This is a genomic window from Rhizobium sp. A22-96 (assembly GCF_053521805.1).
Window position 1 is genome coordinate 1 of sequence record NZ_JBNWDQ010000011.1, and the last position, 23,603, is coordinate 23,603.

At 60.8% G+C, this 23,603-nt stretch carries 21 protein-coding genes; 13 read left to right on the forward strand and 8 right to left on the reverse strand.

Annotation, left to right across the window (positions count from 1 at the left end; all coding sequences use genetic code 11):
* The first annotated feature begins 377 nt into the window (after positions 1-377).
* Positions 378-584 (forward strand): hypothetical protein, encoded by a 207-nt coding sequence (locus ACQZ6F_RS32370; RefSeq protein WP_449096078.1) that lies wholly within the window; start codon positions 378-380, stop codon positions 582-584.
* A gap of 63 nt (positions 585-647) precedes the next feature.
* On the opposite strand, the gene ACQZ6F_RS32375 is transcribed toward ACQZ6F_RS32370, so the two are convergent.
* Together ACQZ6F_RS32375 and ACQZ6F_RS32380 are read right to left on the reverse strand one after the other, a co-directional pair.
* On the reverse strand, positions 648-2,000 hold the full coding sequence (locus ACQZ6F_RS32375) for an ATP-binding protein (RefSeq protein ID WP_449096079.1): 1,353 nt from the start codon (positions 1,998-2,000) through the stop codon (positions 648-650).
* Between the two features lie 3 nt (positions 2,001-2,003).
* Positions 2,004-2,723 carry a response regulator gene (locus tag ACQZ6F_RS32380; RefSeq protein WP_068394838.1) on the reverse strand — a complete coding sequence of 240 codons (720 nt, stop codon included), beginning with the start codon at positions 2,721-2,723 and terminating at the stop codon, positions 2,004-2,006.
* A gap of 344 nt (positions 2,724-3,067) precedes the next feature.
* Here ACQZ6F_RS32380 and ACQZ6F_RS32385 point away from each other — a divergent pair, with 344 nt between their 5' ends.
* The 5 genes from ACQZ6F_RS32385 to ACQZ6F_RS32405 all read left to right on the forward strand — a co-directional run bounded on the left by ACQZ6F_RS32385 (position 3,068) and on the right by ACQZ6F_RS32405 (position 9,059).
* A complete protein-coding gene (locus ACQZ6F_RS32385; protein WP_449096142.1) occupies positions 3,068-3,904 on the forward strand; it encodes a pseudouridine synthase in 837 nt (278 codons plus the stop codon).
* On the forward strand, positions 3,891-4,574 hold the full coding sequence (locus ACQZ6F_RS32390; protein ID WP_449096080.1) for a phosphoribosyltransferase: 684 nt from the start codon (positions 3,891-3,893) through the stop codon (positions 4,572-4,574). Before ACQZ6F_RS32385 ends, ACQZ6F_RS32390 begins: the two co-directional genes overlap by 14 nt.
* Before the next feature lie 141 nt (positions 4,575-4,715).
* Positions 4,716-5,657, forward strand: a complete 942-nt coding sequence (locus tag ACQZ6F_RS32395) for a phosphoribosylaminoimidazolesuccinocarboxamide synthase (protein ID WP_449096143.1) — start codon at positions 4,716-4,718, stop codon at positions 5,655-5,657.
* 354 nt (positions 5,658-6,011) lie between these two features.
* Positions 6,012-7,469 (forward strand): efflux transporter outer membrane subunit, encoded by a 1,458-nt coding sequence (locus ACQZ6F_RS32400; RefSeq protein ID WP_077472237.1) that lies wholly within the window; start codon positions 6,012-6,014, stop codon positions 7,467-7,469.
* A 708-nt stretch (positions 7,470-8,177) separates the two neighbouring features.
* Positions 8,178-9,059: an SH3 domain-containing protein gene (locus tag ACQZ6F_RS32405; RefSeq protein ID WP_449096081.1), complete on the forward strand. Its 882-nt coding sequence runs from the start codon at positions 8,178-8,180 to the stop codon at positions 9,057-9,059.
* 225 nt (positions 9,060-9,284) lie between these two features.
* Here ACQZ6F_RS32405 and ACQZ6F_RS32410 read toward each other — a convergent pair whose 3' ends face one another.
* From ACQZ6F_RS32410 to ACQZ6F_RS32420, 3 genes are all read right to left on the reverse strand, one after another.
* On the reverse strand, positions 9,285-9,527 hold the full coding sequence (locus ACQZ6F_RS32410; protein WP_068394833.1) for a DUF982 domain-containing protein: 243 nt from the start codon (positions 9,525-9,527) through the stop codon (positions 9,285-9,287).
* 173 nt (positions 9,528-9,700) lie between these two features.
* The gene (locus tag ACQZ6F_RS32415; RefSeq protein ID WP_449096082.1) at positions 9,701-9,829 is read right to left on the reverse strand and encodes a hypothetical protein; all 129 of its coding nucleotides are present in this window, start codon (positions 9,827-9,829) and stop codon (positions 9,701-9,703) included.
* Positions 9,830-9,901: 72 nt separating this feature from the next.
* Positions 9,902-10,090, reverse strand: coding sequence for a hypothetical protein (locus ACQZ6F_RS32420; protein WP_077472235.1), 189 nt, complete (start codon positions 10,088-10,090; stop codon positions 9,902-9,904).
* A gap of 339 nt (positions 10,091-10,429) precedes the next feature.
* On the opposite strand from ACQZ6F_RS32420, the gene ACQZ6F_RS32425 reads away from it, so the two are divergent.
* Positions 10,430-12,853 carry a transglycosylase domain-containing protein gene (locus tag ACQZ6F_RS32425; protein ID WP_449096083.1) on the forward strand — a complete coding sequence of 808 codons (2,424 nt, stop codon included), beginning with the start codon at positions 10,430-10,432 and terminating at the stop codon, positions 12,851-12,853.
* Positions 12,854-13,001: 148 nt separating this feature from the next.
* Here ACQZ6F_RS32425 and bla read toward each other — a convergent pair whose 3' ends face one another.
* Positions 13,002-13,886 carry a class A beta-lactamase gene (gene bla, locus ACQZ6F_RS32430; protein WP_449096084.1) on the reverse strand — a complete coding sequence of 295 codons (885 nt, stop codon included), beginning with the start codon at positions 13,884-13,886 and terminating at the stop codon, positions 13,002-13,004.
* A 582-nt stretch (positions 13,887-14,468) separates the two neighbouring features.
* Between bla and dnaK the strand changes: the two genes are divergently transcribed.
* From dnaK to ACQZ6F_RS32455, 5 genes are all read left to right on the forward strand, one after another.
* On the forward strand, positions 14,469-16,385 hold the full coding sequence (dnaK, locus tag ACQZ6F_RS32435; RefSeq protein ID WP_068394846.1) for a molecular chaperone DnaK: 1,917 nt from the start codon (positions 14,469-14,471) through the stop codon (positions 16,383-16,385).
* Between the two features lie 83 nt (positions 16,386-16,468).
* A complete protein-coding gene (dnaJ, locus tag ACQZ6F_RS32440) occupies positions 16,469-17,617 on the forward strand; it encodes a molecular chaperone DnaJ (protein WP_068394829.1) in 1,149 nt (382 codons plus the stop codon).
* Positions 17,618-17,921: 304 nt separating this feature from the next.
* Positions 17,922-19,049 carry a DNA replication/repair protein RecF gene (gene recF / locus ACQZ6F_RS32445; RefSeq protein ID WP_449096085.1) on the forward strand — a complete coding sequence of 376 codons (1,128 nt, stop codon included), beginning with the start codon at positions 17,922-17,924 and terminating at the stop codon, positions 19,047-19,049.
* Between the two features lie 36 nt (positions 19,050-19,085).
* On the forward strand, positions 19,086-19,856 hold the full coding sequence (locus ACQZ6F_RS32450; RefSeq protein ID WP_077472232.1) for a molybdopterin-synthase adenylyltransferase MoeB: 771 nt from the start codon (positions 19,086-19,088) through the stop codon (positions 19,854-19,856).
* Positions 19,857-19,861: 5 nt separating this feature from the next.
* Positions 19,862-20,332 carry a GNAT family N-acetyltransferase gene (locus ACQZ6F_RS32455; protein WP_449096144.1) on the forward strand — a complete coding sequence of 157 codons (471 nt, stop codon included), beginning with the start codon at positions 19,862-19,864 and terminating at the stop codon, positions 20,330-20,332.
* An 18-nt stretch (positions 20,333-20,350) separates the two neighbouring features.
* Here the strand turns inward: ACQZ6F_RS32455 and murA are convergent, their stop codons facing one another.
* Positions 20,351-21,664: a UDP-N-acetylglucosamine 1-carboxyvinyltransferase gene (gene murA / locus ACQZ6F_RS32460; RefSeq protein ID WP_449096086.1), complete on the reverse strand. Its 1,314-nt coding sequence runs from the start codon at positions 21,662-21,664 to the stop codon at positions 20,351-20,353.
* A gap of 167 nt (positions 21,665-21,831) precedes the next feature.
* Positions 21,832-22,833, reverse strand: a complete 1,002-nt coding sequence (locus tag ACQZ6F_RS32465; RefSeq protein ID WP_449096087.1) for a 2-hydroxyacid dehydrogenase — start codon at positions 22,831-22,833, stop codon at positions 21,832-21,834.
* A 191-nt stretch (positions 22,834-23,024) separates the two neighbouring features.
* On the opposite strand from ACQZ6F_RS32465, the gene ACQZ6F_RS32470 reads away from it, so the two are divergent.
* A complete protein-coding gene (locus ACQZ6F_RS32470) occupies positions 23,025-23,564 on the forward strand; it encodes an SH3 domain-containing protein (RefSeq protein WP_077472228.1) in 540 nt (179 codons plus the stop codon).
* Positions 23,565-23,603: the final 39 nt, after the last annotated feature.

The window sequence follows — 23,603 nt, forward strand, 5'->3', positions numbered from 1 at the left end:
GGGCTTATAGACCCTACCTCCGAACCAAGTCAACACTCATACTGTAAAAATTCTGACATTTTTCTAAGCCATTGATAAGAAAAAGAGATTTGATGGAACCTGTCGAGATCGTCCGCTTTTGCCCACAGGCGCTCCCAAAATCTTTGTCCAGATGATCAAAATTCCTGCCGGCCGACCAAAAAGGCCATGCGTATGCCGCTCTTCCACGAGGCTTGGCTTTTGGCAGTGCCAATCGGAACAGCGAGAGAGCTGATCCAGGGCAATCTCGGATGCTGCATCCGCTCGCTATTCCATAGGGATGCAAGCCTCAGAAAAACCGATATTTTATAAGAGATTTCTGCTATATATAAGAGAAATAGAATAGGAGGGAGGAAACAATGCATAGAGCAAGACCGGAAAGCATCGTCGAAGTCAGCGTCGACAGTGGCGGCGGACGGCGGGCGCTGGGGATCATGAGCATGCGTCAGGCATTGGATCTGCCCGACCTGCACCGCTTCACCTATACACATCCCGACCCGCTAAAGGCTGCAGAGGGCATTGTCCTCAGCCGGGAAGAACTGCGGACGTTTCTGACCTGCCACTGAACAGAAGAAGACAGGTGATATGACATCGACCGCCCGGTGCAGTCGCTGCTGATCCATGCTGCCTCAGGCAGCCTTTCTCTGGCTGACGGCAAGCGGCAACAGCACAACGGCATTAAGCCCGCCGCCCTCGCGGTCCTCCAGGCAAAGCGCGCCGCCATGCGCATCGAGAATTTGCCGAACGATCGCCAGACCCAGACCGCTGCCCCCGAGATCACGGTTACGGGACTCTTCCAATCTCACGAATGGTTCGAGCACTTCCTTGCGTCGCTCCGTCGGAATGCCCGGCCCGCGATCGCCGACGATGATGGCCGCCTGACCGTCGCGCAGCCCCGCCTCGATCTCCGCACAGCCGCCATAACGCAGGGCGTTGTCGATCAAATTATCCAGCACCCGCACCAATGCCGTCTGCGGCACGCTCACGGGCAGAGACTGTCCGAGCGGAGAGAAGGCAACGAGGTCCGACCCGTCCTGGCGTTCGGCAATGTGGGAGCAGATGGCAGCGTCGAGGTCGACAATATTCTTGCCGTCCAGAACGACCGTGCTGCGCGCAAAGCCAAGCGCATCCTCGATAAGACGCTGCATGGCCTCGACATCGGCGATCGCCCGATCGCGATGCGGCGTATCCGGCATCATCTCCACGCGCAGGCGGAAGCGCGTCAAATAGGTCCTGAGATCGTGCGAAATCGCGCCAAGAATGAGGGTCCGGTTATTGACAAGCGCGGCTATGCGCAGCTGCATCGCATTGATGGCCTTGATCAGCATGCGCAGTTCGCAGGCGCCCCTCTCCGGAATGCGGACGGGCTGCAGGCCATTGCCGATGGAGTTGACGGTACGCGATAGCCGCGTCAGGGGCCGCGTTTCCCGTGCCACAGCAGCAATGGCGATGACGGCGACCAGCATGCCAAGCACGCCGGCGATGAGGCCGACCGGAACGCCATGCAATCGGACCGTCGGCGTGTCAGGAAGATTGAAGACGGCAACCTTGCCCCCGGCAACACCGATCGACACTTCCATGATCCGGTCCGATGCACCGACCGAGAACCAGCCCTGCGGCTTCTCAGACAGCGATCGCATATTGAAGTAGCGATTGCCGAGCGCGATCGTTGCGAACTCGCGGGCCAGCTTGTCGGTCAGGGTGAGATTGGACGCACCGTCCTTTTGTTCCGACTGCGGGGTGTCGATGAGCCTCAGGGCCAAGCCATTGGCATTCAGGGCGCGAACGGCGAGCGGCTGGGTCTCCGGCGGAATGGCGTCGAGAAGGCGGATTGCCGACTTGACCTGCATTGCCGGCGAGATCTCGGGATTGAATGAAGTGTCCGGCTTCAACTGCGCCGCAGCGAAAGCCGCAAGCTGGATGACGAACAATGCCACGGCAACAATCATGATGATGCGGGCGACGAGGCCGAGTTTCAACATGGCTCAGACATCCTTCACATCGGTGGTGAGGAGATAGCCGGCGTTACGCACGGTGGTGATGATATGGGCGCCATCGGGCAGGCAATGCCCAAGCTTGGTGCGAAGACGCGAGACCGTCACGTCGATGGTGCGGTCGAAAGGATCGGCGCCGCGGCCGCGCGTCCAGTCGAGCAACTGATCGCGTGACAAGACGCGGCGCGGTCTTTCAAGAAAGCAGACCAGCAGATCGAACTCCGCCGTGGTCAGATGCACGAGCCGCTCGCCCTCCATCTCGATCACCCGGCCATCGAGATCAACGATCATGCCGGCGAAGCTCTTGCGCCGTGCGGGCACCGCGCCCTCCTCCGTCCGCTCGGGGCCCGAGCGGCGCAGGATGGCACGGATGCGCGCCAGAAGCTCTCGCGGGTTGAAGGGTTTGCCGAGATAATCGTCAGCGCCCATTTCGAGGCCGAGAATGCGATCGATGTCTTCCGTCTTCGCCGTCAGCATGAGGATCGGCACCTGGCTGCGGGCGCGGATACGGCGGCATGCCGACAGGCCGTCTTCGCCCGGCAGCATCAGATCGAGAATGATGAGATCGGGAAACCCCCTCGAGAGAATGCGGTCCATGGCGGCAGCGCTATCGGCAGCCTGCACACTGAAGCCCTCGCGACTCAGGAACTCCTCGAGGAGCGCCCTAATCTCGCGGTCGTCCTCGACCAGAAGAAGCGATGCGGAAACCATGACCCTCCATGCGGGGCGGAAGGTGGTTTTGGCAACAGGGAAACCGCCGACGTTACAAACTGTAACAAATCTCGGCCGTTTTGAAAAATCCCAGCAATAGAAGCAATGCAGTTTCCAGGCAGCGACAATCCCTCCGGAGCGAATGGCGGCAGCCTCGATGCCGCCTACCCGACCCCATCGCCCGCTCCGGTCCAAGGCAGGGCTCGCATCCATGACATGCGAGCCCTGCCACCTCCGCGCTGTTGCGACAAACCGAATTGCCTCGTGACCATCCTCGTGCGAAAGGATTGTTCCTGAAGGGCGCCATGCCCGATCATTCCAGAAACGAGCACGAGGCAACACGGTTGAGCCAACGGCATTCAGCGCAGCGGTCCGGCAAGACGGCGAAGGGCAGGCAGGAGCCCGACGGCAAGCGCGTGACCTTGCCGCGGGCGCTTTCCAAGCTCGGCTATTGTTCCCGCACCCAGGCGGAAGCTTTGATCCTGGCCGGCCGCGTGACGGTGGACGGCCGCAAGGTCACGGATCCCTCGACCTGGGTCGATCTGGAGCACGCACGATTTGCCGTGGATGATGTCGCGATATCCGCCGAGGAAAAACTCTATTTCATGCTGAACAAGCCGCGCGGGCTGGTGACTACCCGTGACGATCCCGAGGGCCGGCCGACGGTCTATGATTGCCTGAAAGACATCGATGCGCGGCATCTGGCCCCTGTCGGTCGCCTGGACAAGGCAAGCGAAGGGCTGTTGCTCTTTACCAATGATACGATACTGGCCCAGGCGCTGCTCGACCCGATCAGCCATGTCGGCAAATCCTATCACGTTCAGGTCGACCGCATCATGGATGTGGAAGAGCTTGCGCGCATGGAGCGCGGTATCATCGACGACGGCGAGCTGCTGACCGCCAGCTCGGCGCGCCTGCTGCGCAGCGGCGATCGAAACAGTTGGATCGAAGTGGAGCTGAAGGAAGGCCGCAACCGGCAGATCCGGCGGATGCTGGAATCGCTCGGCATCGAATGCCTGCGGCTGGTGCGCGTCACCTTCGGCGATATCGCGCTCGGCGATCTGCCGAAAGGTGCGGTCCGGGCGCTGACGGAAGCGGAAATCCTTCGTCTCCGCCGGCGGGCCGACTTGAAAACCAAGGGACAGGATGCAGCCAAGGCGAGACGCAATGCAGCCTCATGACTTCTGGCAGGAACTCCATCCACCGCAAAGCTTTTCAACAGGCCAAGAATGCCGCGACTTCTATGTGTCCGAGCTGCCGGATGGCCGTCAGCTGCGGCTGCCGATCCGCGTCCTGGCCGATGGCGAACATGCGCTCGCATCGCTGATCGTCAATCAGGCCAGCTTTTCCGTACAGGAAGCGCTGGCCGAGGCGCTTGCGGCGCGAATTGCCGCCTTTGATGTCGAGGTCGTCGCCGGATTGCCGACGCTTGGCCTGACATTGGCAAGCGCGGTTGCACGCGCACTTGGCCATGCGCGCTACGTGCCGCTCGGGACTTCGCGCAAATTCTGGTATCGCGAGGAATTGTCTGTCTCGCTCTCCTCCATCACCACGCCGAACCAGCAGAAGCGCCTTTATATCGATCCGCGCATGCTGCCGCTGCTTGAAGGAAAGCGGGTGGCGCTGATCGACGACGTCATCTCCAGCGGCGCCTCGATCGTTTCCGGCCTGCAGCTTGTGACGGCTTGCGGTATCGAGCCGGTGGTGATCGGCGCGGCCATGCTGCAGTCGGAGCGCTGGCGGGAGCGGGTCGATGCCGACGGCAAGTCGTGGAGCGAGCGGATCGTCGGGGTCTTTTCCACGCCCATCCTGGAGAAGACCGCAAACGGCGGCTGGCGCGTGCCGAATTGACCACTCCGGTGGACAGGCGAACAAGCGGCCATGAGAATGCACTCTTATATGTGAAAATCGTTCCGATTTCCGTCACAATGCGCTAAGGGTCCGCTGAAGAAGCGTCCGTCGGGCGGACGCATGAGCCTGCTGGTGGACGCGTTGCGAATTCTCTCCGAAGCCCATTTTCCGGAACTGCCCAATTACTATCGCGGCAAGGTGCGCGAGAATTACGACCTGCCTGACGGCAGCCGCATCATCATCAGCACCGATCGGCTGAGCGCCTTCGACCGCATTCTCACCTGCATTCCCTATAAGGGGCAGGTGCTGACACAGACGGCGCGCTACTGGTTCGAGCAGACGCGCGATATCTGCCCGAACCATGTCGTCGACTATCCGGACCCGAATGTCGTCGTCGGCAAGCGGCTCTCCATTCTCCCGGTCGAGGTCGTCGTGCGCGGCTACCTCGCCGGCACCACCGGCACCTCGATCCTGACGCTCTATAAGAAGGGTCAGCGCGACATGTACGGCATCACGCTGCCGGATGGCATGCGCGACAACCAGATCCTGCCGGAGCCGATCATCACGCCGACCAGCAAGGAATTCGATGGCGGCCACGACGAGCCGCTGACACCGGCCCAGATTATCGGCCAGGGGCTCTTGACCAAGGCACAATGGGAGACATTGTCGAGCTATGCCCTGGCGCTTTTCGCGCGGGGGCAGGAGATCGCCCGCAAGCGGGGGCTGATCCTCGTCGATACGAAGTATGAATTCGGCACCGACGAAAATGGAACAATCATCCTCGCCGACGAGATCCACACGCCGGACAGCAGCCGTTATTGGCTTGATGACAGCTACCAGGACCGATTCGAAAAAGGCGCACGCCCGGAAAGCTTCGACAAGGATTTCGTGCGCGCCTGGGTGACGGAACGCTGCGATCCCTACAAGGACGAGATTCCCGAGATCCCGCTGCAGCTCGTCGAGGAGACCTCGAAGGTCTATATCCGCGCCTATGAGGCGATTACAGGTACGCCTTTCATGGCTGACGACCGCGGTGCAACACCGCGCGATAGGGTTCGCGCAAGTCTGGCTCGCTATTTTTAAATAAAGATAAGTGAGATGGCCCTTTGATGGGCTCCGCGCACCGAAAAACCTTCCCATGGTTGCATTTTCGGCCAAATCATTCCTTTCCCGCACCCATGGGTGGTGCGTGAAAGGGTATGTTTTTTGCAACACTTTATATTTTTTTTAACGACACCCTGATATTTTGCTCGATCCCACATATGTTCGCGAACGAGAATTCGTAAAAGCCACTGTGCTATTGCAAAACTCATTGCTAGATTGACGACGACCGCTTCGGGTCATTTGTTTGTTTTGAGTAGGGCTGGAGCGCCGACACACATGGGTCACGTCGACCCTTAAAACACTGATCAGTAAATTGAATTGTGGGACAATGTGATGGTTTCCATTCGTACTGCCGCCCCCGCCCTGCTGCTTATTCTGGCAGGTTGCGTTAGCGGCCCAGACCATAAACCACCGGAAATGCCTCTGCCGGCCAAATTCTCGGAGGGCGGTACGAAGATGAACGGCGATGTCGCCGGTTCGCAATGGTGGACTGCTTTCGGCGACGCCAAGCTGAATGCCTTCGCCGCGCAGGGACTTGCCCAGAACCTAAACATCCAGCAGACGCTGGAGCGCATCAACCAGGCTGAAGCCGCAGTCGTTACCGCAGGCGCCGGCGGGCTTCCGAGCCTGACCGTCAGCGGCGACAACACGACAAGCGGCCAGAAGGGTGGCTCGTCGGTTTCCTCTTCGGCTGGACGACGCAATGTCACGACGGGCACCGCTTCGGCTTCCTGGCTGCTCGACCTCTGGGGTCAGTATCGCCGCGCGACGGAAAGCGCCAACGCTTCGCTCGACGCCGCCTATTCCAACGTTGATGTTGCACGCCTGACCTATCTGCAGGATCTCGCCAACAGCTACGTCAATGCCCGCTACTACCAGGCGCTCATTTCGATCGCTCAGGAAAACCTGAAGTCCCGGCGCGATACGCTTTCGCTGACCAAGTTCCAGCTCGAAGCCGGCGCAGCATCCCGCCTCGACGTGGTTCAGGCGGAAGGCCTCGTCAACCAGACGCTGGCATTGGTACCTGGTTATGAAATCAGCTATCGCCAGCAGGTGCATCACATCGCGACGCTGCTCAACGTTTCTTCGTCAACGATCATCGCCCAGATGCAGGGCGGCGGCAAACAGCCGGTGTTCCGCGGCAGCGTCCGCACGGGCCTCCCGGCTGACCTCATCCGCAACCGTCCTGATATTCGCGTTGCAGAGCGTACTCTTGCAGCCTCGACGGCTCAGATCGGCGTGGCGGAAGCCAAGCTCTTCCCGTCGATCACGCTCAGCGGTTCGATTTCGCCGACCTATACCCATACCTCGGCAGCAAGCGGCGGCTTCACCACCTGGTCGTTCGGCCCGTCGCTGAACCTGCCGATCTTCGACGGCGGCGCCCTGCGCGCTGGCGTCAAGAGCGCGCAGTCGTCAAGCCGCGAAAACTATATCGCATGGCAGCAGACGGTACGGTCGGCTATCGAAGATGTCGAAAACTACCTCTCAGCCGTCTCCCGCGATGCACAGACGGTTGCTGCGCAGCATGCTCAGGTCAAGTCCTATCAGGAAGCCCTGCAGCTCTCGACCGCGAGCTACAAGGACGGTGCGTCTTCGCTGCTCGACGTTCTCGATGCACAGCGTAACGTGACAGCCGCCCAGCAGAGCCTGGCACAAGCCGTTCAGCAGAGCGCCCTCGACTACATCGGGTTGAACATCAACATCGGTGCTGGTTATGTGCCGGCCGGCAAGGCAAACGTGGCCGAAGCTCCGGCCAAGATCGTCAAGGTCTCGGCCAAGAAGGCGAACTAAGGACAGCGCCCGGCCACGCCGGGCTCATTCCTCGAATTTAAACCGCCGCAGGCAACTGCGGCGGTTTTTGTTTTCCGGGAGAAAAGCGTCGAAAATGAAAATGGCGCGTCCCCGTTTTCACAGGAAACACGCCACCACCATGAAAACAAAAAGGCCGGAACAATCCGGCCTTTCGTCATCCGCCCTCGCAACAGTGCCAGTACATCCGTGGTCAAAGGGAAAGCGGAACTGCAGTCAGATTGCTCGTCAAAAGTTAACGAAAGGTCAACTTGCTTCGACAATCCCGACGGACGAACACGGATCGCTCTCAAGCGCTCCAGCCATCCATCGGCTGCATGACTGGACTGTATATCGGACGGCAGGATGGCGATTTCAAGGCCACCACCATTGTTCTCTCATGATTGCAAGCGAGCATAAGAAACTCAACCGATGACAACCCACCAACGGCAGGCGAGGCTTGCCATGAAATCTCCCGGTACCCCAATGCATGATGATTGGTCGTTCAAGCTGTATTCATGCAAAGACTTCTAAAACACATGTAAAGATTGAAGGCGCGCCATGGAATCCTATCAGATTCCGTGCATGCGCAGGCCTTTATCTTGCCGAATTTGGAACGTCACTGCGAATGGCGTCGGGGTAGACGCACGACAGATGGAACAGGCACCGGTCGATGATTTCGAGCGCCGGTGTGCAAGGGGGAGAGTTTTCATGAGATTCAAGGTTTTTGCCGCGAGCATACTGGCCGCATTCATTGCGTTGCCGGCCATCGCGGAGGCAGCGGAGGGTTTTGCCACCGCAAACGTCAACATGCGGTCCGGCCCGAGCACCGCCTATCCCGCCGTCACCATGATACCCGTCGGCGTACCGCTGCAGATCAATGGCTGCCTCAACGACACGCCCTGGTGCGACGTCTCGTTCTACGGCGGCCGCGGCTGGGTCGCCGGCCGCTATATTCAGGCGACCTATCAGTCGCGCCGCATCTATGTCGACCGGCAATACTACCGCCCGCTCGGCATCCCGACGGTGGTTTTCAATTTCGATGACTATTGGGGCCGCTACTATCGTGGCCGCGACTTCTATCGCGATCGCGATCGCTGGCGCCGCGGCCCCGGCTGGGTCGACCGTCGTCCGGATAACAACTGGGATCGCAATCCTCCGGGATGGGATCGCGGATCGAACTGGAATGACGGGCAGGATCGCAATTGGGATCGCCGTCCTGACCGCAATCGCGACTGGGATCGCGGGTCTGACTGGAACAACGGGTCGGACCGCAACTGGGATCGCCGCCCTGATCGCAATCGCGATTGGGACAGGCAGCCTGACGGCAATCGCGATTGGGGCCGCCAGCAGCCTGACAACAATCAGGGCTGGGGCAACCGCCCGGATCGTCACCGCGACAACAATCGCCCGGACAACCAGCCCCGCCCGGAACCGCAGCGTCAGCCGCAGGCTCAACCGCAGCCACAGCCGCAGCCGCAAAACAATCCGCGTCCGAATGCGGGCACGCCGGGACCTTACAGCCCCGATCAAAAGGATTGCCCGGCATCGGAACCGAATTGCCGCATGTCTGTCAGAGGCTCAAACCGCTAACAATACTGCGCCCCGCTAGACAACACAAAGCCAGCGACCTTTAAGGTTGCTGGCTTTTTTGATGAGAGACGGGTGATTTGAAGAATGCAGGCCGTCTACGCAGAGGGGCGGGGCGCTAGAAATATGCCTTGCGAGAAAGTACGCCTTCAAAGGTCGCTGCCCCTTGCGCGCTCCCGCCGGCTCACAGGATCGGGTCACTAAACGGGCCGATAGTCTCGACTGGCGTCAGTGCATCTTGAGATGCGCTTCGCGCGTCGCCGAAATGAACATTTCCCGCGCTTCTTCAGCTGACTTGCGGCCGTCGATTGCCGCGCGGCAAATGCTTCTCGCCGCGACATAGAGCGGACCGCGCCGGTCAGGCCAAAGATTGGCCATGCAATTCAATGCCTCGGACGGACCTGTCACGAGCTGAAACGTACCTTGAGCAAAACCGATCTCGATTGGGTTGCTCCATTTGATGTGTCGCATGAATACTCCTCCTCACGCGCTGCCGCTTGTTTGGAACCACCCTCCAAGACGGCCACATGACAATACTATAACCTCGATCAGAGCTTTCGAAAATACGGAAGATTGAGGGCGCGCCGCGAAGTTTCGACGCATTCGATCAAGGGGAGCCCCACACCGATCCGGCTGGCGCTGGTCTATTTGTCCCGCGCGATCCGTTTGGCTTCGTCAGGCGAAAACCCGGCGCGGCGCGCGAGCCGTTCAAGCCCGAAAATCCGGTCGATCCGATCGACCAGCCATAATTCAAAACGCTTCCACATCGGCATAGCCTCCTCCGCCGCCAGCCTCTCAGCCGCAACGGCCCACGATCGACATCGCGCCGGGCCTGCCAATCTCGCTCAGCGAAATAGCGGCGGCCTTTGCGCGTTCGAGAGCAATTCCTGCTTTGTCGCGAAGTCGCCGAACAGCTTTTTCAGCCGGGCTTCCTCCTCCTTGCAGATCCGGTGACGCCGGGCAAAATCCTCGACGCTCCAGACTTCCCGCAGCTTGCTCCCGCTGCCTTCCTCTATCTTCGTCAACGAACTCATATGCTCGTCCCCTTCGTTTTTATGATCGGATAATGCCCGAAGCGGCGGAAAGTTCCCTGAAAGGCCTGCCAGCACAGGCGAAACCGCTGTCACACAAGCGTCGGGAATGTTCTTAATCCCTCCTTAAATCGCCGCATTTACAGTTCAGGCGGGATTTGATGTCTTCACGAGGGGTTCGTGAGCAAAGGCGGGTGGCGTCCCGCTCCGGGAATCGGTATCCATTTTTCGGAACGACGTGCCAGCAAGGGCGGCTTCTCACGCTGAAAGCCATGTGCTGCCGCAGCGATCAGCCTGACAGAAGACATGGAACACTAGGCATCGAGGTACGACCGGCCCGCAATGGCAGATAAGAAGAAATCACGCCAGAGGATAGAACCATCCTTTTCCAGCGGTCGGGAACGCAACGAAGACGGATTCAATGCCGGCGAACGCATCATCGGCAACAGGCGCTCGGCCAAGAAATATCCGTCTCCTTCCAAGACATACTACGAAGAACCTGAGCCCGACGAAGACGAGGATGAAGACGACGAGGATGAGCCCGTGGTCGAAAAGCCTCGCCGCACCCGCGCCCGCAGCCGCCGCAAACCTGCGCGCCGGGCGCAGCCGCGGCGCGGCTTTTTCGGCTTCATCCGTTCGACAATCTACTGGGGTCTTGTGCTCTGCCTCTGGGGCGGTATCGGCCTTGCCGGCCTTGTCGCCTATTACGGCTCGCGCATGCCGAGCGCCAGTACCTGGGTCATTCCCGAGCGGCCGCCGAACGTCAAGATCACCGACCTCGACGGCAGCCTGATTGCCAATCGCGGCACGACCGGCGGCGAGGCCGTGGCGCTCAGCGACATGTCGCCCTACATTCCGGAAGCCATCATCGCCATCGAGGATCGGCGCTTCTATTCGCATTTCGGTTTCGATCCGATCGGCCTTGCCCGCGCCGTCGTGACCAATGTGGTGACGGGCCACGCCGTCCAAGGCGGCTCGACGCTGACGCAGCAGCTCGCCAAGAACCTGTTCCTCTCGCCGGACCGCACGCTGGAACGCAAGGTGCAGGAAGTGCTGCTGGCGCTGTGGCTGGAGCACAAGTACACCAAGGACCAGATCCTGACGATGTACCTGAACCGCGTCTATTTCGGTTCGAACGCCTACGGCGTCGAGGCGGCGTCACGGCGCTACTTCAACAAATCGGCCAAGGACGTCAATCTCGGTGAAGCGGCCATGCTTGCCGGCCTCGTCAAGGCGCCATCAAGGCTCTCTCCCGCCCGCGATCCCGCCGCCGCTGAGGCGCGCGCGCAGCTGGTGCTGCAGGCCATGCAGGATCAAGGCTTCATTACCGAGGCCGATACCAAGACGGCGATGTCTCAGCAGCCAACACGATCGAAAAGCTACTGGACCGGGGCTGAGAATTACGTCGCCGACATGGTCATGGACCAGCTTCCAAAGCTGATCGGCGGCAACGTCAAGGAAGACCTGATCGTCGACACCACGCTCGACATGTCGCTCGAGGAACAAGCCGAAAAGGCACTGGAAGACGTGCTTTCGAAAGACGGCAAGAAGCTGAACGCGTCGCAGGCCTCGCTCGTATCCGTCGATGCGACTGGTGCTATCCGCGCGCTGGTCGGCGGCCGCGATTATGCGCAGAGCCAGTTCAACCGCGCCGTGACAGCCAAACGCCAGCCCGGCTCCGCCTTCAAGCCTTTCGTCTATACCGCGGCGCTGGAAGCGGGCCTGACGCCCAATTCGATCCGCCAAGACATGCCGGTCAAAATCGGCAATTGGGCGCCGGAAAACTACGAGCAGCGCTATAGCGGCCCCGTGACGCTTGCAACAGCAGTGGCGAAATCGCTGAACACGGTTGCCGCACAGCTCGTTGCGGAAGTCGGCCCCGATCAGGTGATCAAGGTGGCGCACAGGCTCGGCATCGAATCCGACCTGCAATCCAATGCCTCGATCGCGCTTGGAACCTCCGAAGTGTCGCTGCTGGAGCTTACTTCCGCCTATGCCACCTTCATGAACGGTGGCTTCAAGGTGGCGCCGCACGTCATCACCAAGGTAACCACAGCCTCGGGCAAGGTGCTCTACCAGGCCAATACCGACAATCCGCAGCGGGTGCTGAACCCGGATATCGTTACCAACATGAACGCCATGATGGCCGGCGTCATCGCCTCGGGCACGGGCAAGTCGGCGCGTATTCCAGGCTGGCAGGCGGCCGGCAAATCGGGCACGACGCAGTCCTTCCGCGACGCGCTGTTCGTCGGCTTCACCAGCCATCTGACCACCGGCGTCTGGTTCGGCAATGACGATGGCAAGTCGATGCGCAAGGTGACCGGCGGCGGGCTGCCGGCCAGGGCGTGGAAGGAATTCATGATCGCCGCCCATAAGGGCATCACGCCGACGCCGATCTTCGGTGGCGGCCAGATCATCGACAACGGCCTGCCGGTGGCGCAGACCGAGCCGAATGCGGGTCAGCCGACGACGATCGGCAATATCATCTCCGGCTCGCTCGATGGCGGGCAGCCGATCCAGCAGCCAACATTGCAGCAACGGCCGTCGCAGCAGCCGATTCAGCCGCAGATCGTCAATCAGGCCTCGGCCAATGACGACCCTCAGGATCTGCCGCCGGCCAACATTGCCGACGATACCAATCCCTACAGCTCCAACTCTTACGACACCGGCGATATCCCGCCGGCCGATGTCGGCGAGACCGCTCCTCCGACCGCAGCAGCACGGCCACACCGTTCGTCGCTGCTCGACGTCATTCTCGGGCGGTGACGCGGTAGAGGAAGCGAATTCTCCGAGGATTGCCGAACCGCGGCGCGTCATCTGACATTGGCGCGTCGACGGAATGGCCGCGGCGGCTGAACGATCAGCATCAAGAGATGATCATCTGCGCGCCGCGACCGGCAGCTTTCGTTTGACGTCAGATTTCTTCGGCCACGATGCGGGCAACTTCGGCCAGGATGGCCTCCTGGTCCTTTATCGAGCCCGGTGCTTCGCCGAGATAGGCCGCAACCACGATCGGATCGCGGCCGGGTGGAAAGATCACCCCGATATCATTGGTGGAAATTCCGTTCCATGTCCCGGGCTTATTCGCTATACGCCAGCCGTTCGGCAGGCCGACGCGAAGGCGCTGCGCGGCCGCATCCTTGGAGGCGATCATCCAATTTGTCAGCTTCGCGCGGGACGCGGCTGACAGCGCGTCGCCAAGGATGATCTTCTGCAGCGTGGCCACCATGGCACGGGGAGAGGTCGTGTCATGTGTTTCGCCGGGCTTGACGATATTCAGATCCAGCTCGATCTTATCAAGCCGCGTCACCGGATCGCCGAGGGATCGAAGATAGCCGGTCAAGGCCGCAGGGCCGCCGAAGCTCGCCAGGAGCAAATTGGCGGCGGTGCTATCGCTTACGATCAGCGCCGCCTCGCATAGCTGCTCGATCGTCATCCCATCCGCCAGATGCGGTTTCGTTGCCTTGAAGGGCGTCACCAGATCGCCCTCCTTGAAAAAGATGCGGCGGTCGAGCTGCTCTTGCCCGTGATCGACGCGGGAAAGCGTAAACGCGACGGCCAATGCCTTGAACGTGCTGCACATCGCAAAGCGTTCGTCCAGACGGTTGCCGGCAAGCTGCCCGGTGGCGGTGTTCAGCACGGCGACACCCAGGCGTCCACCGCTGCGCTTCTCCAGCTTTTTAAGTCTTGCCGCGATGCCTTTGTCGCTATCTTTGGCGAGAACATGGGATCCCAACAGCCCCGTCATGGCGAGGAATGGCGTCATTAACGCAACGCGACGCGTGATTGTAACGGACATATAATTGCAATTTCCTGTTTTGATTGTCGGATACAGCGACGGTGAAAACAGGAGGCAGCAAGGCGTCAAATTTAAGACGGGACGACGAAGCCGATAGGCCTTGGAAACCTCATCCCCAACGACGGAAATCGACTTGTCGGCGCAGGCACTCGTTGCGGCGCCTTCGATCGAAGCAGCACCGATTCAATGCATCGCTAAAGGACGAGATATCAATCGCGCGAAGGCGCTCGTCAAAACGCCATCTTTTACAAACTTTCCGCTGCGAACCAATCTGCCCGGACCTATATAAAATCGCAATTTTGCGCCTTGCCGCTTGCATGGTCGCCGCAAGGCTGCTCTGATATAAGATTGCTTCAAATCCGCAGGGTCTCGGCGCACTCACGGCCATGTGGAATTTGGGCGACAAACCATTCGTTTTGCTGGATTCCGGGTGATTTCCTGCCTTGCAGTCAGTAAAACCGCTACTTATATACGCGGCATCACCGCAGTCATGGCTGCGCAATCCTCAAGACCATCCCGTAAGGGGCTGTCAATGGAATGCCTGACAGGGGTTCCGACAGCTTGCTTCAAGGAGAGAATGATATGGCAAAAGTAATTGGTATCGACCTTGGAACCACAAATTCCTGCGTCGCCGTCATGGACGGTAAAGACGCCAAGGTGATCGAGAATGCCGAAGGCGCCCGCACGACCCCCTCAATGGTCGCCTTCTCCGACGACGGCGAACGTCTCGTCGGCCAGCCGGCCAAGCGCCAGGCTGTTACAAACCCCACGAATACCCTCTTCGCTGTCAAGCGCCTCATCGGCCGCCGCTACGAAGATCCGACCGTCGAGAAGGACAAGCACCTCGTTCCCTTCACGATCGTCAAGGGTGACAATGGCGACGCCTGGGTCGAAGCTCAGGGCAAGGGCTATTCGCCCGCACAGATTTCCGCAATGATCCTTCAGAAGATGAAGGAAACCGCCGAATCCTACCTCGGCGAAAAGGTCGAGAAGGCCGTCATCACCGTTCCCGCATACTTCAACGACGCCCAGCGCCAGGCAACCAAGGATGCCGGCCGCATTGCTGGCCTTGAAGTCCTGCGCATCATCAACGAGCCAACCGCTGCTGCACTTGCCTACGGTCTCGACAAGAAGGACGGCAAGACCATCGCCGTTTACGACCTTGGCGGCGGCACGTTCGATATCTCGATCCTGGAAATCGGCGACGGCGTCTTCGAAGTGAAGTCGACCAACGGCGACACCTTCCTCGGCGGTGAAGACTTCGACATGCGTCTCGTCGAATATCTCGTTGCCGAGTTCAAGAAGGACAATGGCATCGACCTCAAGGGCGACAAGCTTGCCCTGCAGCGCCTGAAGGAAGCTGCCGAAAAGGCCAAGATCGAACTGTCTTCCGCTCAGCAGACCGAAATCAACCTGCCCTTCATCACGGCAGACGCGACCGGCCCGAAGCACCTGACGCTGAAGCTGACCCGCGCCAAGCTGGAAAGCCTGGTCGACGATCTCGTCCAGCGTACGATCGCTCCGTGCAAGGCTGCCCTCAAGGATGCCGGCGTTACGGCTGCCGAGATCGACGAAGTCGTTCTCGTCGGCGGTATGAGCCGCATGCCGAAGGTACAGGAAGTCGTCAAGCAGCTGTTCGGCAAGGAGCCGCACAAGGGCGTCAACCCGGATGAAGTCGTCGCACTCGGCGCCGCCATCCAGGCCGGCGTTCTGCAGGGCGACGTCAAGGACGTTCTGCTGCTCGACGTGACCCCGCTGTCGCTCGGCATTGAAACGCTCGGTGGCGTCTTCACCCGTCTGATCGAACGCAACACGACGATCCCGACGAAAAAGTCGCAGACCTTCTCGACCGCCGATGACAACCAGTCGGCCGTGACCATCCGCGTCTCGCAGGGCGAGCGTGAAATGGCTGCCGACAACAAGCTGCTCGGCCAGTTCGACCTCGTCGGCCTGCCGCCGGCACCGCGTGGCGTACCGCAGATCGAAGTCACCTTCGACATCGACGCCAACGGCATCGTCCAGGTTTCGGCCAAGGACAAGGGCACCGGCAAGGAACAGCAGATCCGCATCCAGGCTTCCGGCGGTCTTTCCGACGCCGACATCGAAAAGATGGTCAAGGATGCAGAAGCCCATGCTGCCGACGACAAGAAGCGTCGCGAAGGCGTCGAAGCCAAGAACCAGGCCGAAAGCCTGATCCATTCCAGCGAGAAGTCGCTGAAGGATTACGGCGACAAGGTTAGCGAAGCCGATCGCAACGCCATCTCCGACGCGATTGCAGCGCTGAAGACCGCGACGGAAGCTTCCGAGCCGGACGCCGAAGACATCAAGGCCAAGACCCAGACGCTCATGGAAGTTTCCATGAAGCTCGGCCAGGCAATCTATGAAGCTCAGCAGGCGGAAGGCCCTTCGGCCGATGCCTCGGCAGCCGGCAAGGACGACGTCGTCGATGCCGACTACGAGGAAATCAAGGACGAAGACGACCGCAAGCGGTCTGCATAAGTACGAACCGAAAGGTTCTCTAGGAGACTTAGATCCGGCTGCCTTCGGGCAGCCGGAAATCCATTTCCGGGGTCTTATCCTTAATGGCAAAAGCGGACTACTACGAGACATTGGGCGTCTCAAAGACGGCGGACGAGAAAGAGCTGAAGAGCGCCTTTCGCAAGCTGGCAATGCAATTTCATCCGGACAAGAATCCGGACGACAGCAGCGCCGAGCGGAAGTTCAAGGAAATCAACGAAGCCTACGAAACGCTCAAGGATCCGCAGAAGCGCGCCGCCTATGACCGCTATGGCCATGCTGCTTTCGAGCATGGTGGCATGGGCGGTGGCGGCGGTTTTGGCGCCGGCTTCGGTGGCGGCGGCGGTTTCTCCGATATTTTCGAGGATATTTTCGGCGAGATGATGGGTGGCGGCCGCGCACGCGGACGCTCCTCCGGCGGTCGCGAGCGCGGCGCCGATCTTCGCTACAATATGGAAATTTCCCTTGAGGAAGCCTTTGTCGGCAAGACGGCGCAGATCCGCGTGCCGACCTCGCTCACCTGCGACGTCTGTTCCGGCTCGGGCGCCAAGCCCGGCACACAGCCGAAGACCTGCGGCACCTGCCAGGGCTCCGGCCGGGTACGCGCCGCACAGGGCTTCTTCTCTGTCGAGCGCACCTGCCCGACCTGCCACGGCCGCGGCCAGATCATTCCCGACCCTTGCACCAAGTGTCATGGCCAAGGCCGTGTGACCGAAGAGCGTTCGCTCTCCGTCAACATCCCGGCCGGCATCGAAGACGGCACACGCATTCGCCTGCAGGGCGAAGGCGAAGCCGGTCTGCGTGGCGGGCCTGCGGGCGACCTCTACATCTTCCTCTCCGTCAAACCGCATGAGTTCTTCCAGCGAGACGGCGCCGATCTTTATTGCGCAGTGCCGATTTCGATGACAACGGCAGCGCTCGGCGGCACCTTCGATGTGGCGACGCTCGATGGCACCAAGTCGCGGGTCACCGTTCCCGAGGGTACGCAGGTCGGCAAGCAGTTCCGCCTGAAGGCGAAGGGCATGCCGGTGCTGCGCTCGAGCCAGGTCGGCGACCTCTATATCCAGATCCAGATCGAAACGCCGCAGAAGCTGACCAAGCGCCAGCGCGAGTTGCTGCAGGAATTCGAACAGATCTCGTCGAAGGACAACAACCCCGAATCGACGGGCTTCTTCGCCCGGATGAAGGATTTCTTCGACACCTTCAGCGACTGAGTGGCGAATCACATTGTTTCACATGAATCCGGCCGATGATTCGGCCGGATTTTTTGTTTGGCGGCGAATCACCGCCCTCGTCATTCGAGACGGCCCTTTGGGCCTCCTCACCATGAGGACTAGTCCTCGTCGAATCGATCTCTTTGGGGCCGGGTGCAAGATCTCACTCCACCCCCATCCTGAGCCCGTCGAAGGACGCGGGTGGCCCATGACGGCGCTTACACGGCGGCCCATCGGCAAAAACCTTGCACTTGGCCAATGTTCGGCATACCCCTCGGCCACCGACCAAGAATCCGAAAGACCGATGCCCAACAAGGTTTTCATCTCGCGCCTGAAGCTCACCGACTTCCGCAACTATGCGGCGGCGGCGCTGACGCTTGATGAACGGCATGTGGTGCTGACCGGCGACAACGGAGCCGGCAAGACCAATCTGATGGAAGCGGTCTCGCTGCTGTCGCCGGGCCGTGGCCTGCGCCGCGCCGCCTATGCCGATGTCACCCGCGTCAACGCGCCAGGCGGATTTTCGATCTTTGCCGAACTCGACGGCATGGACGGTACGGTCGAGATCGGCACCGGCATCGATGCAACGGACGAATCGGCTGCCCGCCGACTGCGAATCAACGGCACACCGGCCAAGACTGTCGACGAGCTCACCGATCATCTGCGGCTTCTCTGGCTGACGCCGGCCATGGATGGGCTGTTTACCGGCGGCTCTTCGGAACGCCGCCGCTTCCTCGACCGGCTGGTGCTGTCGCTCGATCCGGCTCACGGCCGCCGTGCCAGCGATTTCGAGCGCGCCATGCGCAGCCGCAACAAGCTTTTGTCCGAAGGCCGGTTCGACCCCTCCTGGCTTGCCGGTATCGAGGAGCAGATGGCAAGTCTCGGCATCGCCATGGCGATCGCGCGGCAGGAAATGCTTGGCCTGCTTTCGCGCCTCATCGCCGAAACGCGCGAGGCGACACCGTTTCCTTCGGCAACATTGGAGCTTTCCGGCTTTTTCGACGGTCAGTTCGACCGGCCGGCCGTCGATCTCGAGGACAATTATGCCGCCCTGCTCCGCGAGGGGCGCTACCGCGATGCCGCGGCCGGACGGACGCTGGACGGACCGCACCGCGCAGATCTCCTGGTTCGCCACCGCGAAAAGGATATGGAAGCCGAGCGCTGCTCGACCGGCGAGCAGAAGGCACTGCTTGTCGGGCTGATTCTCGCCCATGCGCGCCTGGTCGGCAATCTCACGGGCCATGCGCCGATCCTATTGCTCGACGAGATCGCCGCGCATCTCGACGAAGGCCGGCGCGCCGCACTTTTCGATCTCATCGATGGGCTCGGCGGGCAGGCCTTCATGACTGGGACGGACAAGGCGATGTTTTCCGCACTTGGCGAGCGCGCGCAGTTCTTTACCGTTGCGCATGGCGGCATTACGAAATCCTAGCATCTCAAAACCGCCGATCGTGATAGAGTGGCCGCTATGGATCCTTTGACTTCAGACGAAATCGCCCGCTACCAGCGCCATATCCTGCTGCCTGAAGTCGGCGGCGCCGGCCAGCAGAAATTGAAAGCGGCGCGCGTGCTGGTGATCGGTGCGGGCGGGCTCGGTGCGCCTGTGCTGCAATATCTTGCGGCCGCTGGCGTCGGCACGATCGGCATTGCCGATGACGACCACGTTTCGCTCTCCAACCTGCAGCGGCAGGTGATCCACGACAGCGGCACCATCGGCGAATTGAAGACGCAAAGTGCCGCCGACGCCATTGCGCGGCTCAATCCGCATGTGCGGACCATCCGTTTCGAGGAGCGTTTTGCGCTTGATACAGCGGCCAGGCAGCTCGCCGGCTTCGATCTCGTCATCGACGGCTCCGACAATTTCGATACGCGCTATGCCGCGGCCGATGCGACAGAGGCCGCACATCTGCCGCTCGTAACGGGCGCAGTCGGGCGATTTGATGGATCCGTGACGACGCTGAAGCCTTATGAGAGTGGCGCCGACGGCGCACCCAATCCGCGTTATCGTGATCTCTTTCCCGCGCCCCCACCGCAAGGCCTTATCCCGAGCTGCGCCGAGACCGGCATCATCGGCGCATTGACCGGCGTCATCGGCACGCTGATGGCGATGGAGGCCATCAAGCTTGTCACCGGCATCGGCGAGCCGCTAATCGGCCGCCTGCTGCTTTATGATGCGCTCTCGGCGAAATTCGAGACCATTCGCTATCGTCGCAAGCGTGCCAAGGTGGCGGCCGAGTGAGCGATATTACGATTCAACGGCTTAATGGCAGCTTCGACCGGTGGGACGAGTTGCTCGATCTGATCCTCTCATCGTTCGCCTATATGGATGGACGAATCGATCCGCCCTCTTCGGCACATGCGCTCACGGTGCAGTCTCTCAGGGAAAAAGCCCGCAACGAAATCGGTTATGTCGCGCTCGATGGTGATCAGATAGTCGGCTGTGTATTTTGCCGCGCCGAGCCGGAGAGCCTCTATATCGGCAAGCTCGCCGTGCTGCTGGAAGCACAAGGCAAGGGCATCGGCAAACGGCTGCTGACATTTGCGGAAGCCGCGGCGCGCAAGCGAGGTCTCGCCATCCTGCGGCTGGAGACGCGGATCGAACTTGTCGACAATCACACCACCTTCGCCGCCTGGGGCTTCAGCAAGACCGCCGAAAACTCCCATCCGGGTTTCGATCGCACGACGTCGATCGAGATGCGCAAATTCCTAACCTAGTGAATAGCTCCTGCGCCCTCACACCTCCCGCGGCGGAATACGCTTGATTCGGGCGCCGAGCGCATTCAGCCGCTCCTCGATGCGCTCATAACCGCGCTCGATCTGCTGGGCATTGTTGATGACGCTCGTGCCTTCGGCGCACATCGCGGCGATCAGCATGGCCATGCCGGCGCGGATATCGGGGCTTTCGAGTTGGGCGGCGCGCAACTTCGATGGGCCGGCGACGATGGCGCGGTGCGGGTCGCAGAGTACGATCCGGGCGCCCATGGCGATCAGCTTGTCGACGAAGAACAACCGGCTTTCGAACATCTTCTCGAACATCAGCACGACACCGTCGCATTGCGTTGCGGTGACGATGGCGATCGACATGGTGTCGGCCGGGAAGGCCGGCCAGGGCTGATCCTCGATCTTCGGAATATGACCACCGAAATCGGGCTGGACCTTCATTTCTTGCCCAGCCGGGATCACCAGATCGTCGCCTTCGATGCGGCAGCGGATGCCAAGCCGTTCGAAGGTCATCAAGGTCGAGCGCAGATGCTCCACACCTGCGCCGCGAATGGTGATCTCGGAGCCGGTGACGGCGGCAAGGCCGATCAGCGATCCCACTTCGTTGTGGTCAGGGCCGATGCGGTGGGTGGCGCCGCCAAGCGGTTGGCCGCCATGGATCGTCATCATGTTGGTGCCGATGCCTTCAATGCGGGCACCCATGGCGATCAGGAAGCGCGCCAGATCCTGCACATGCGGCTCGGAGGCGCAGTTTCGCAGGATCGTCGTGCCCTCGGCGAGAACGGCCGCGCAGAGCGCATTTTCAGTTGCCGTCACCGAGGGCTCGTCGAGGAATACGTCGGCGCCGCGCAAGCGCTCGGCACGAAAATTATAGGCGCCGTTGACAGTGATCTTGGTGCCGAGCTGTTCGAGCGCCAGGAAATGCGTATCGACACGCCGGCGGCCGATGACGTCGCCGCCCGGCGGCGGCAGGGTAATTTCGCCGCAGCGCGCCAGCATCGGGCCGGCGAGCAAAATGGAAGCGCGGATGCGGGCGCAGAGATCGGGATCGAGATTGGCCGGCCTGAGTTCGCGGGCCTCGATTTCCAGTTCGTTGCGGCCAAGCCAGCGCACCTTGGCGCCCACGGACTGGATCAGCTCCACCAGCGCCTCGACATCGCGAATACGCGGCACATTGCTGAGCACGACACGCTGATCGGTCAAAAGGGAGGCGGCAATGATCGGCAGCGCCGCATTCTTATTGCCGCTCGGCTCGATCTCGCCAGCCAGCTTGAAACCACCTTCTACGACATATTGAATCCGCTCATGCGGCAGCGACTGCGCCATTGTCTTCGCCCTTCCTGCTTCGTATTTCCGGCCACCTCTGGGCCGCCTTTATGACATGGGCGTGACCGGTGGAGGGGATGTGGATCGTTTTTGGATGTGGGTGGCAGGTTGCACCTCGGTGCGGGTGGAGCCGGCACCAAGCCGCCCTGCCCGCAAGCGTAAACCTGTCACCTGAACGGCAGCACGCGATTGGGCGGGCGATGGCCGTCAATGAAGGTGCGGATGTTGATGATGACCTTGTCGCCCATGTCGATGCGGCCCTCGAGCGTGGCCGAGCTCATATGCGGCAGGATGACCACCTTGCCTTCGTTGGCGAGCTTCACCAGCTTCGGATTGACCGCCGGCTCGTTCTCGAACACGTCAAGGCCGGCACCGGCGATCTTTCCCTCGCGCAGGATCTTGATCAGCGCCGTCTCGTCGATGACGTCGCCGCGCGCGGTGTTGACGATGTAGCTCGTCGGCTGCAGCAGCGCCAGGCGGCGAGCCGAGACCAGATGATAGGTCGCAGGCGTCGACGGGCAATTGACCGAGACGATATCGACGCGGGCCAGCATCTGGTCGAGGCTGTCCCAATAGGTCGCCTCCAGCTCGTCTTCCGTCGCCGGATTGACCCGTTTGCGATTGTGATAGTGGATCGAGAGGCCGAATGCCTTGGCGCGGCGGGCGACGGCCGTGCCGATGCGGCCCATGCCGACGATGCCGATGCGCTTGCCATGGATACGGCGGCCAAGCATCCAGGTCGGCGACCATCCCGCCCATTCGCCAGGATTGTCCGTCAGCACACGCGCACCTTCGGCAAGACGCCGCGGCACGGCGAGGATGAGCGCCATGGTCATGTCGGCGGTATCTTCGGTCAGCACATTCGGCGTGTTGGTGACTGTGATGCCGCGACGGGCAGCGGCCTCGACATCGATATGGTCGGTGCCGTTGGAAAAGCTGGCGATCAACTTCATCTGCGGGCCGGCTTCCTCGATCACCTCGGCGTCGATGCGGTCGGTCACCGTCGGTACCAGCACATCGACCGAGCGGACGGCCTCGATCAATTCGGCCTTGGTGCGCGGCCGATCATCAATGTTGAGCTCGGCATCGAAGAGTTCGCGCATCCGCGTTTCTACCGCGTCAGGCAGTTTACGCGTCACATAGACCTTCGGTTTTTTCTTCGGCGTCATGGAGAGCGGCGATGCCTTGTTCAGATGTTCTTAACCAAGAAGCGGGATAATTTCCCCGTTCCGGGCATTTCTACCAGACCCGCAGGCGAAGACAAACAAAACTCGCTGGCGCGAACCGAGGATTTGCCGATAGCCGGAGCGCAAAGGCGATCGAAACGGCGCCTTTGTCATGACGAACGAACGGAAACTCCATGCGTGGCAAAGTATTGAAGTCCTGCGCTATTTTCGCGATTGGCCTGATGATGGCTGCCGCAACGGCCGATCTTGCCGCTGCTCAGGCGGCCAAGGGGCCAAGCGGATTGCCGCTGCCGCGCTTCGTCACGCTGAAATCGAAGCGGGTCAATCTGCGCATCGGCCCGAGCGCCGACTATGCCGTGTCATGGCTCTACCTCAAGCAGGGACTGCCGGTCGAGATCATCCAGGAATATGATAATTGGCGGCGCGTGCGCGATGCCGACGGCACCGAAGGCTGGGTCAACCAGTCGCTGCTGTCAGGCCAGCGTTCTGCGCTTGCAGCTCCATGGATGAAGGGCAAGGGTAAGGCCGTGTTCGTCAATATGCGTCGCGAAGCCCAGCCATCCGCCACCATCATCGCCAAGCTTCAGCCCGGCGTGATGATGAGCGTTCGCGAATGCACGGGCGACTGGTGCATGGTCACGGCTGATGGCACCGAAGGCTGGGTGGCTCAATCCGAGATCTGGGGCGCTTACCCCGGCGAAGCCTTCAAGTAACGAAACACCTCATCAAATCGGCACCCCGAGACTTTTCCT

Coding starts and splice junctions, on each gene's coding strand:
- ACQZ6F_RS32370 (WP_449096078.1), top strand. CDS start 378: ATGCATAGAGCAAGACCGGAAAGCATCGTCGAAGTCAGCGTCGACAGT.
- ACQZ6F_RS32375 (WP_449096079.1), bottom strand. CDS start 2,000: ATGTTGAAACTCGGCCTCGTCGCCCGCATCATCATGATTGTTGCCGTG.
- ACQZ6F_RS32380 (WP_068394838.1), bottom strand. CDS start 2,723: ATGGTTTCCGCATCGCTTCTTCTGGTCGAGGACGACCGCGAGATTAGG.
- ACQZ6F_RS32390 (WP_449096080.1), top strand. CDS start 3,891: ATGCAGCCTCATGACTTCTGGCAGGAACTCCATCCACCGCAAAGCTTT.
- ACQZ6F_RS32400 (WP_077472237.1), top strand. CDS start 6,012: ATGGTTTCCATTCGTACTGCCGCCCCCGCCCTGCTGCTTATTCTGGCA.
- ACQZ6F_RS32405 (WP_449096081.1), top strand. CDS start 8,178: ATGAGATTCAAGGTTTTTGCCGCGAGCATACTGGCCGCATTCATTGCG.
- ACQZ6F_RS32410 (WP_068394833.1), bottom strand. CDS start 9,527: ATGCGACACATCAAATGGAGCAACCCAATCGAGATCGGTTTTGCTCAA.
- ACQZ6F_RS32415 (WP_449096082.1), bottom strand. CDS start 9,829: ATGCCGATGTGGAAGCGTTTTGAATTATGGCTGGTCGATCGGATCGAC.
- ACQZ6F_RS32420 (WP_077472235.1), bottom strand. CDS start 10,090: ATGAGTTCGTTGACGAAGATAGAGGAAGGCAGCGGGAGCAAGCTGCGG.
- ACQZ6F_RS32425 (WP_449096083.1), top strand. CDS start 10,430: ATGGCAGATAAGAAGAAATCACGCCAGAGGATAGAACCATCCTTTTCC.
- bla (WP_449096084.1), bottom strand. CDS start 13,886: ATGTCCGTTACAATCACGCGTCGCGTTGCGTTAATGACGCCATTCCTC.
- dnaK (WP_068394846.1), top strand. CDS start 14,469: ATGGCAAAAGTAATTGGTATCGACCTTGGAACCACAAATTCCTGCGTC.
- dnaJ (WP_068394829.1), top strand. CDS start 16,469: ATGGCAAAAGCGGACTACTACGAGACATTGGGCGTCTCAAAGACGGCG.
- recF (WP_449096085.1), top strand. CDS start 17,922: ATGCCCAACAAGGTTTTCATCTCGCGCCTGAAGCTCACCGACTTCCGC.
- ACQZ6F_RS32450 (WP_077472232.1), top strand. CDS start 19,086: ATGGATCCTTTGACTTCAGACGAAATCGCCCGCTACCAGCGCCATATC.
- murA (WP_449096086.1), bottom strand. CDS start 21,664: ATGGCGCAGTCGCTGCCGCATGAGCGGATTCAATATGTCGTAGAAGGT.
- ACQZ6F_RS32465 (WP_449096087.1), bottom strand. CDS start 22,833: ATGACGCCGAAGAAAAAACCGAAGGTCTATGTGACGCGTAAACTGCCT.
- ACQZ6F_RS32470 (WP_077472228.1), top strand. CDS start 23,025: ATGCGTGGCAAAGTATTGAAGTCCTGCGCTATTTTCGCGATTGGCCTG.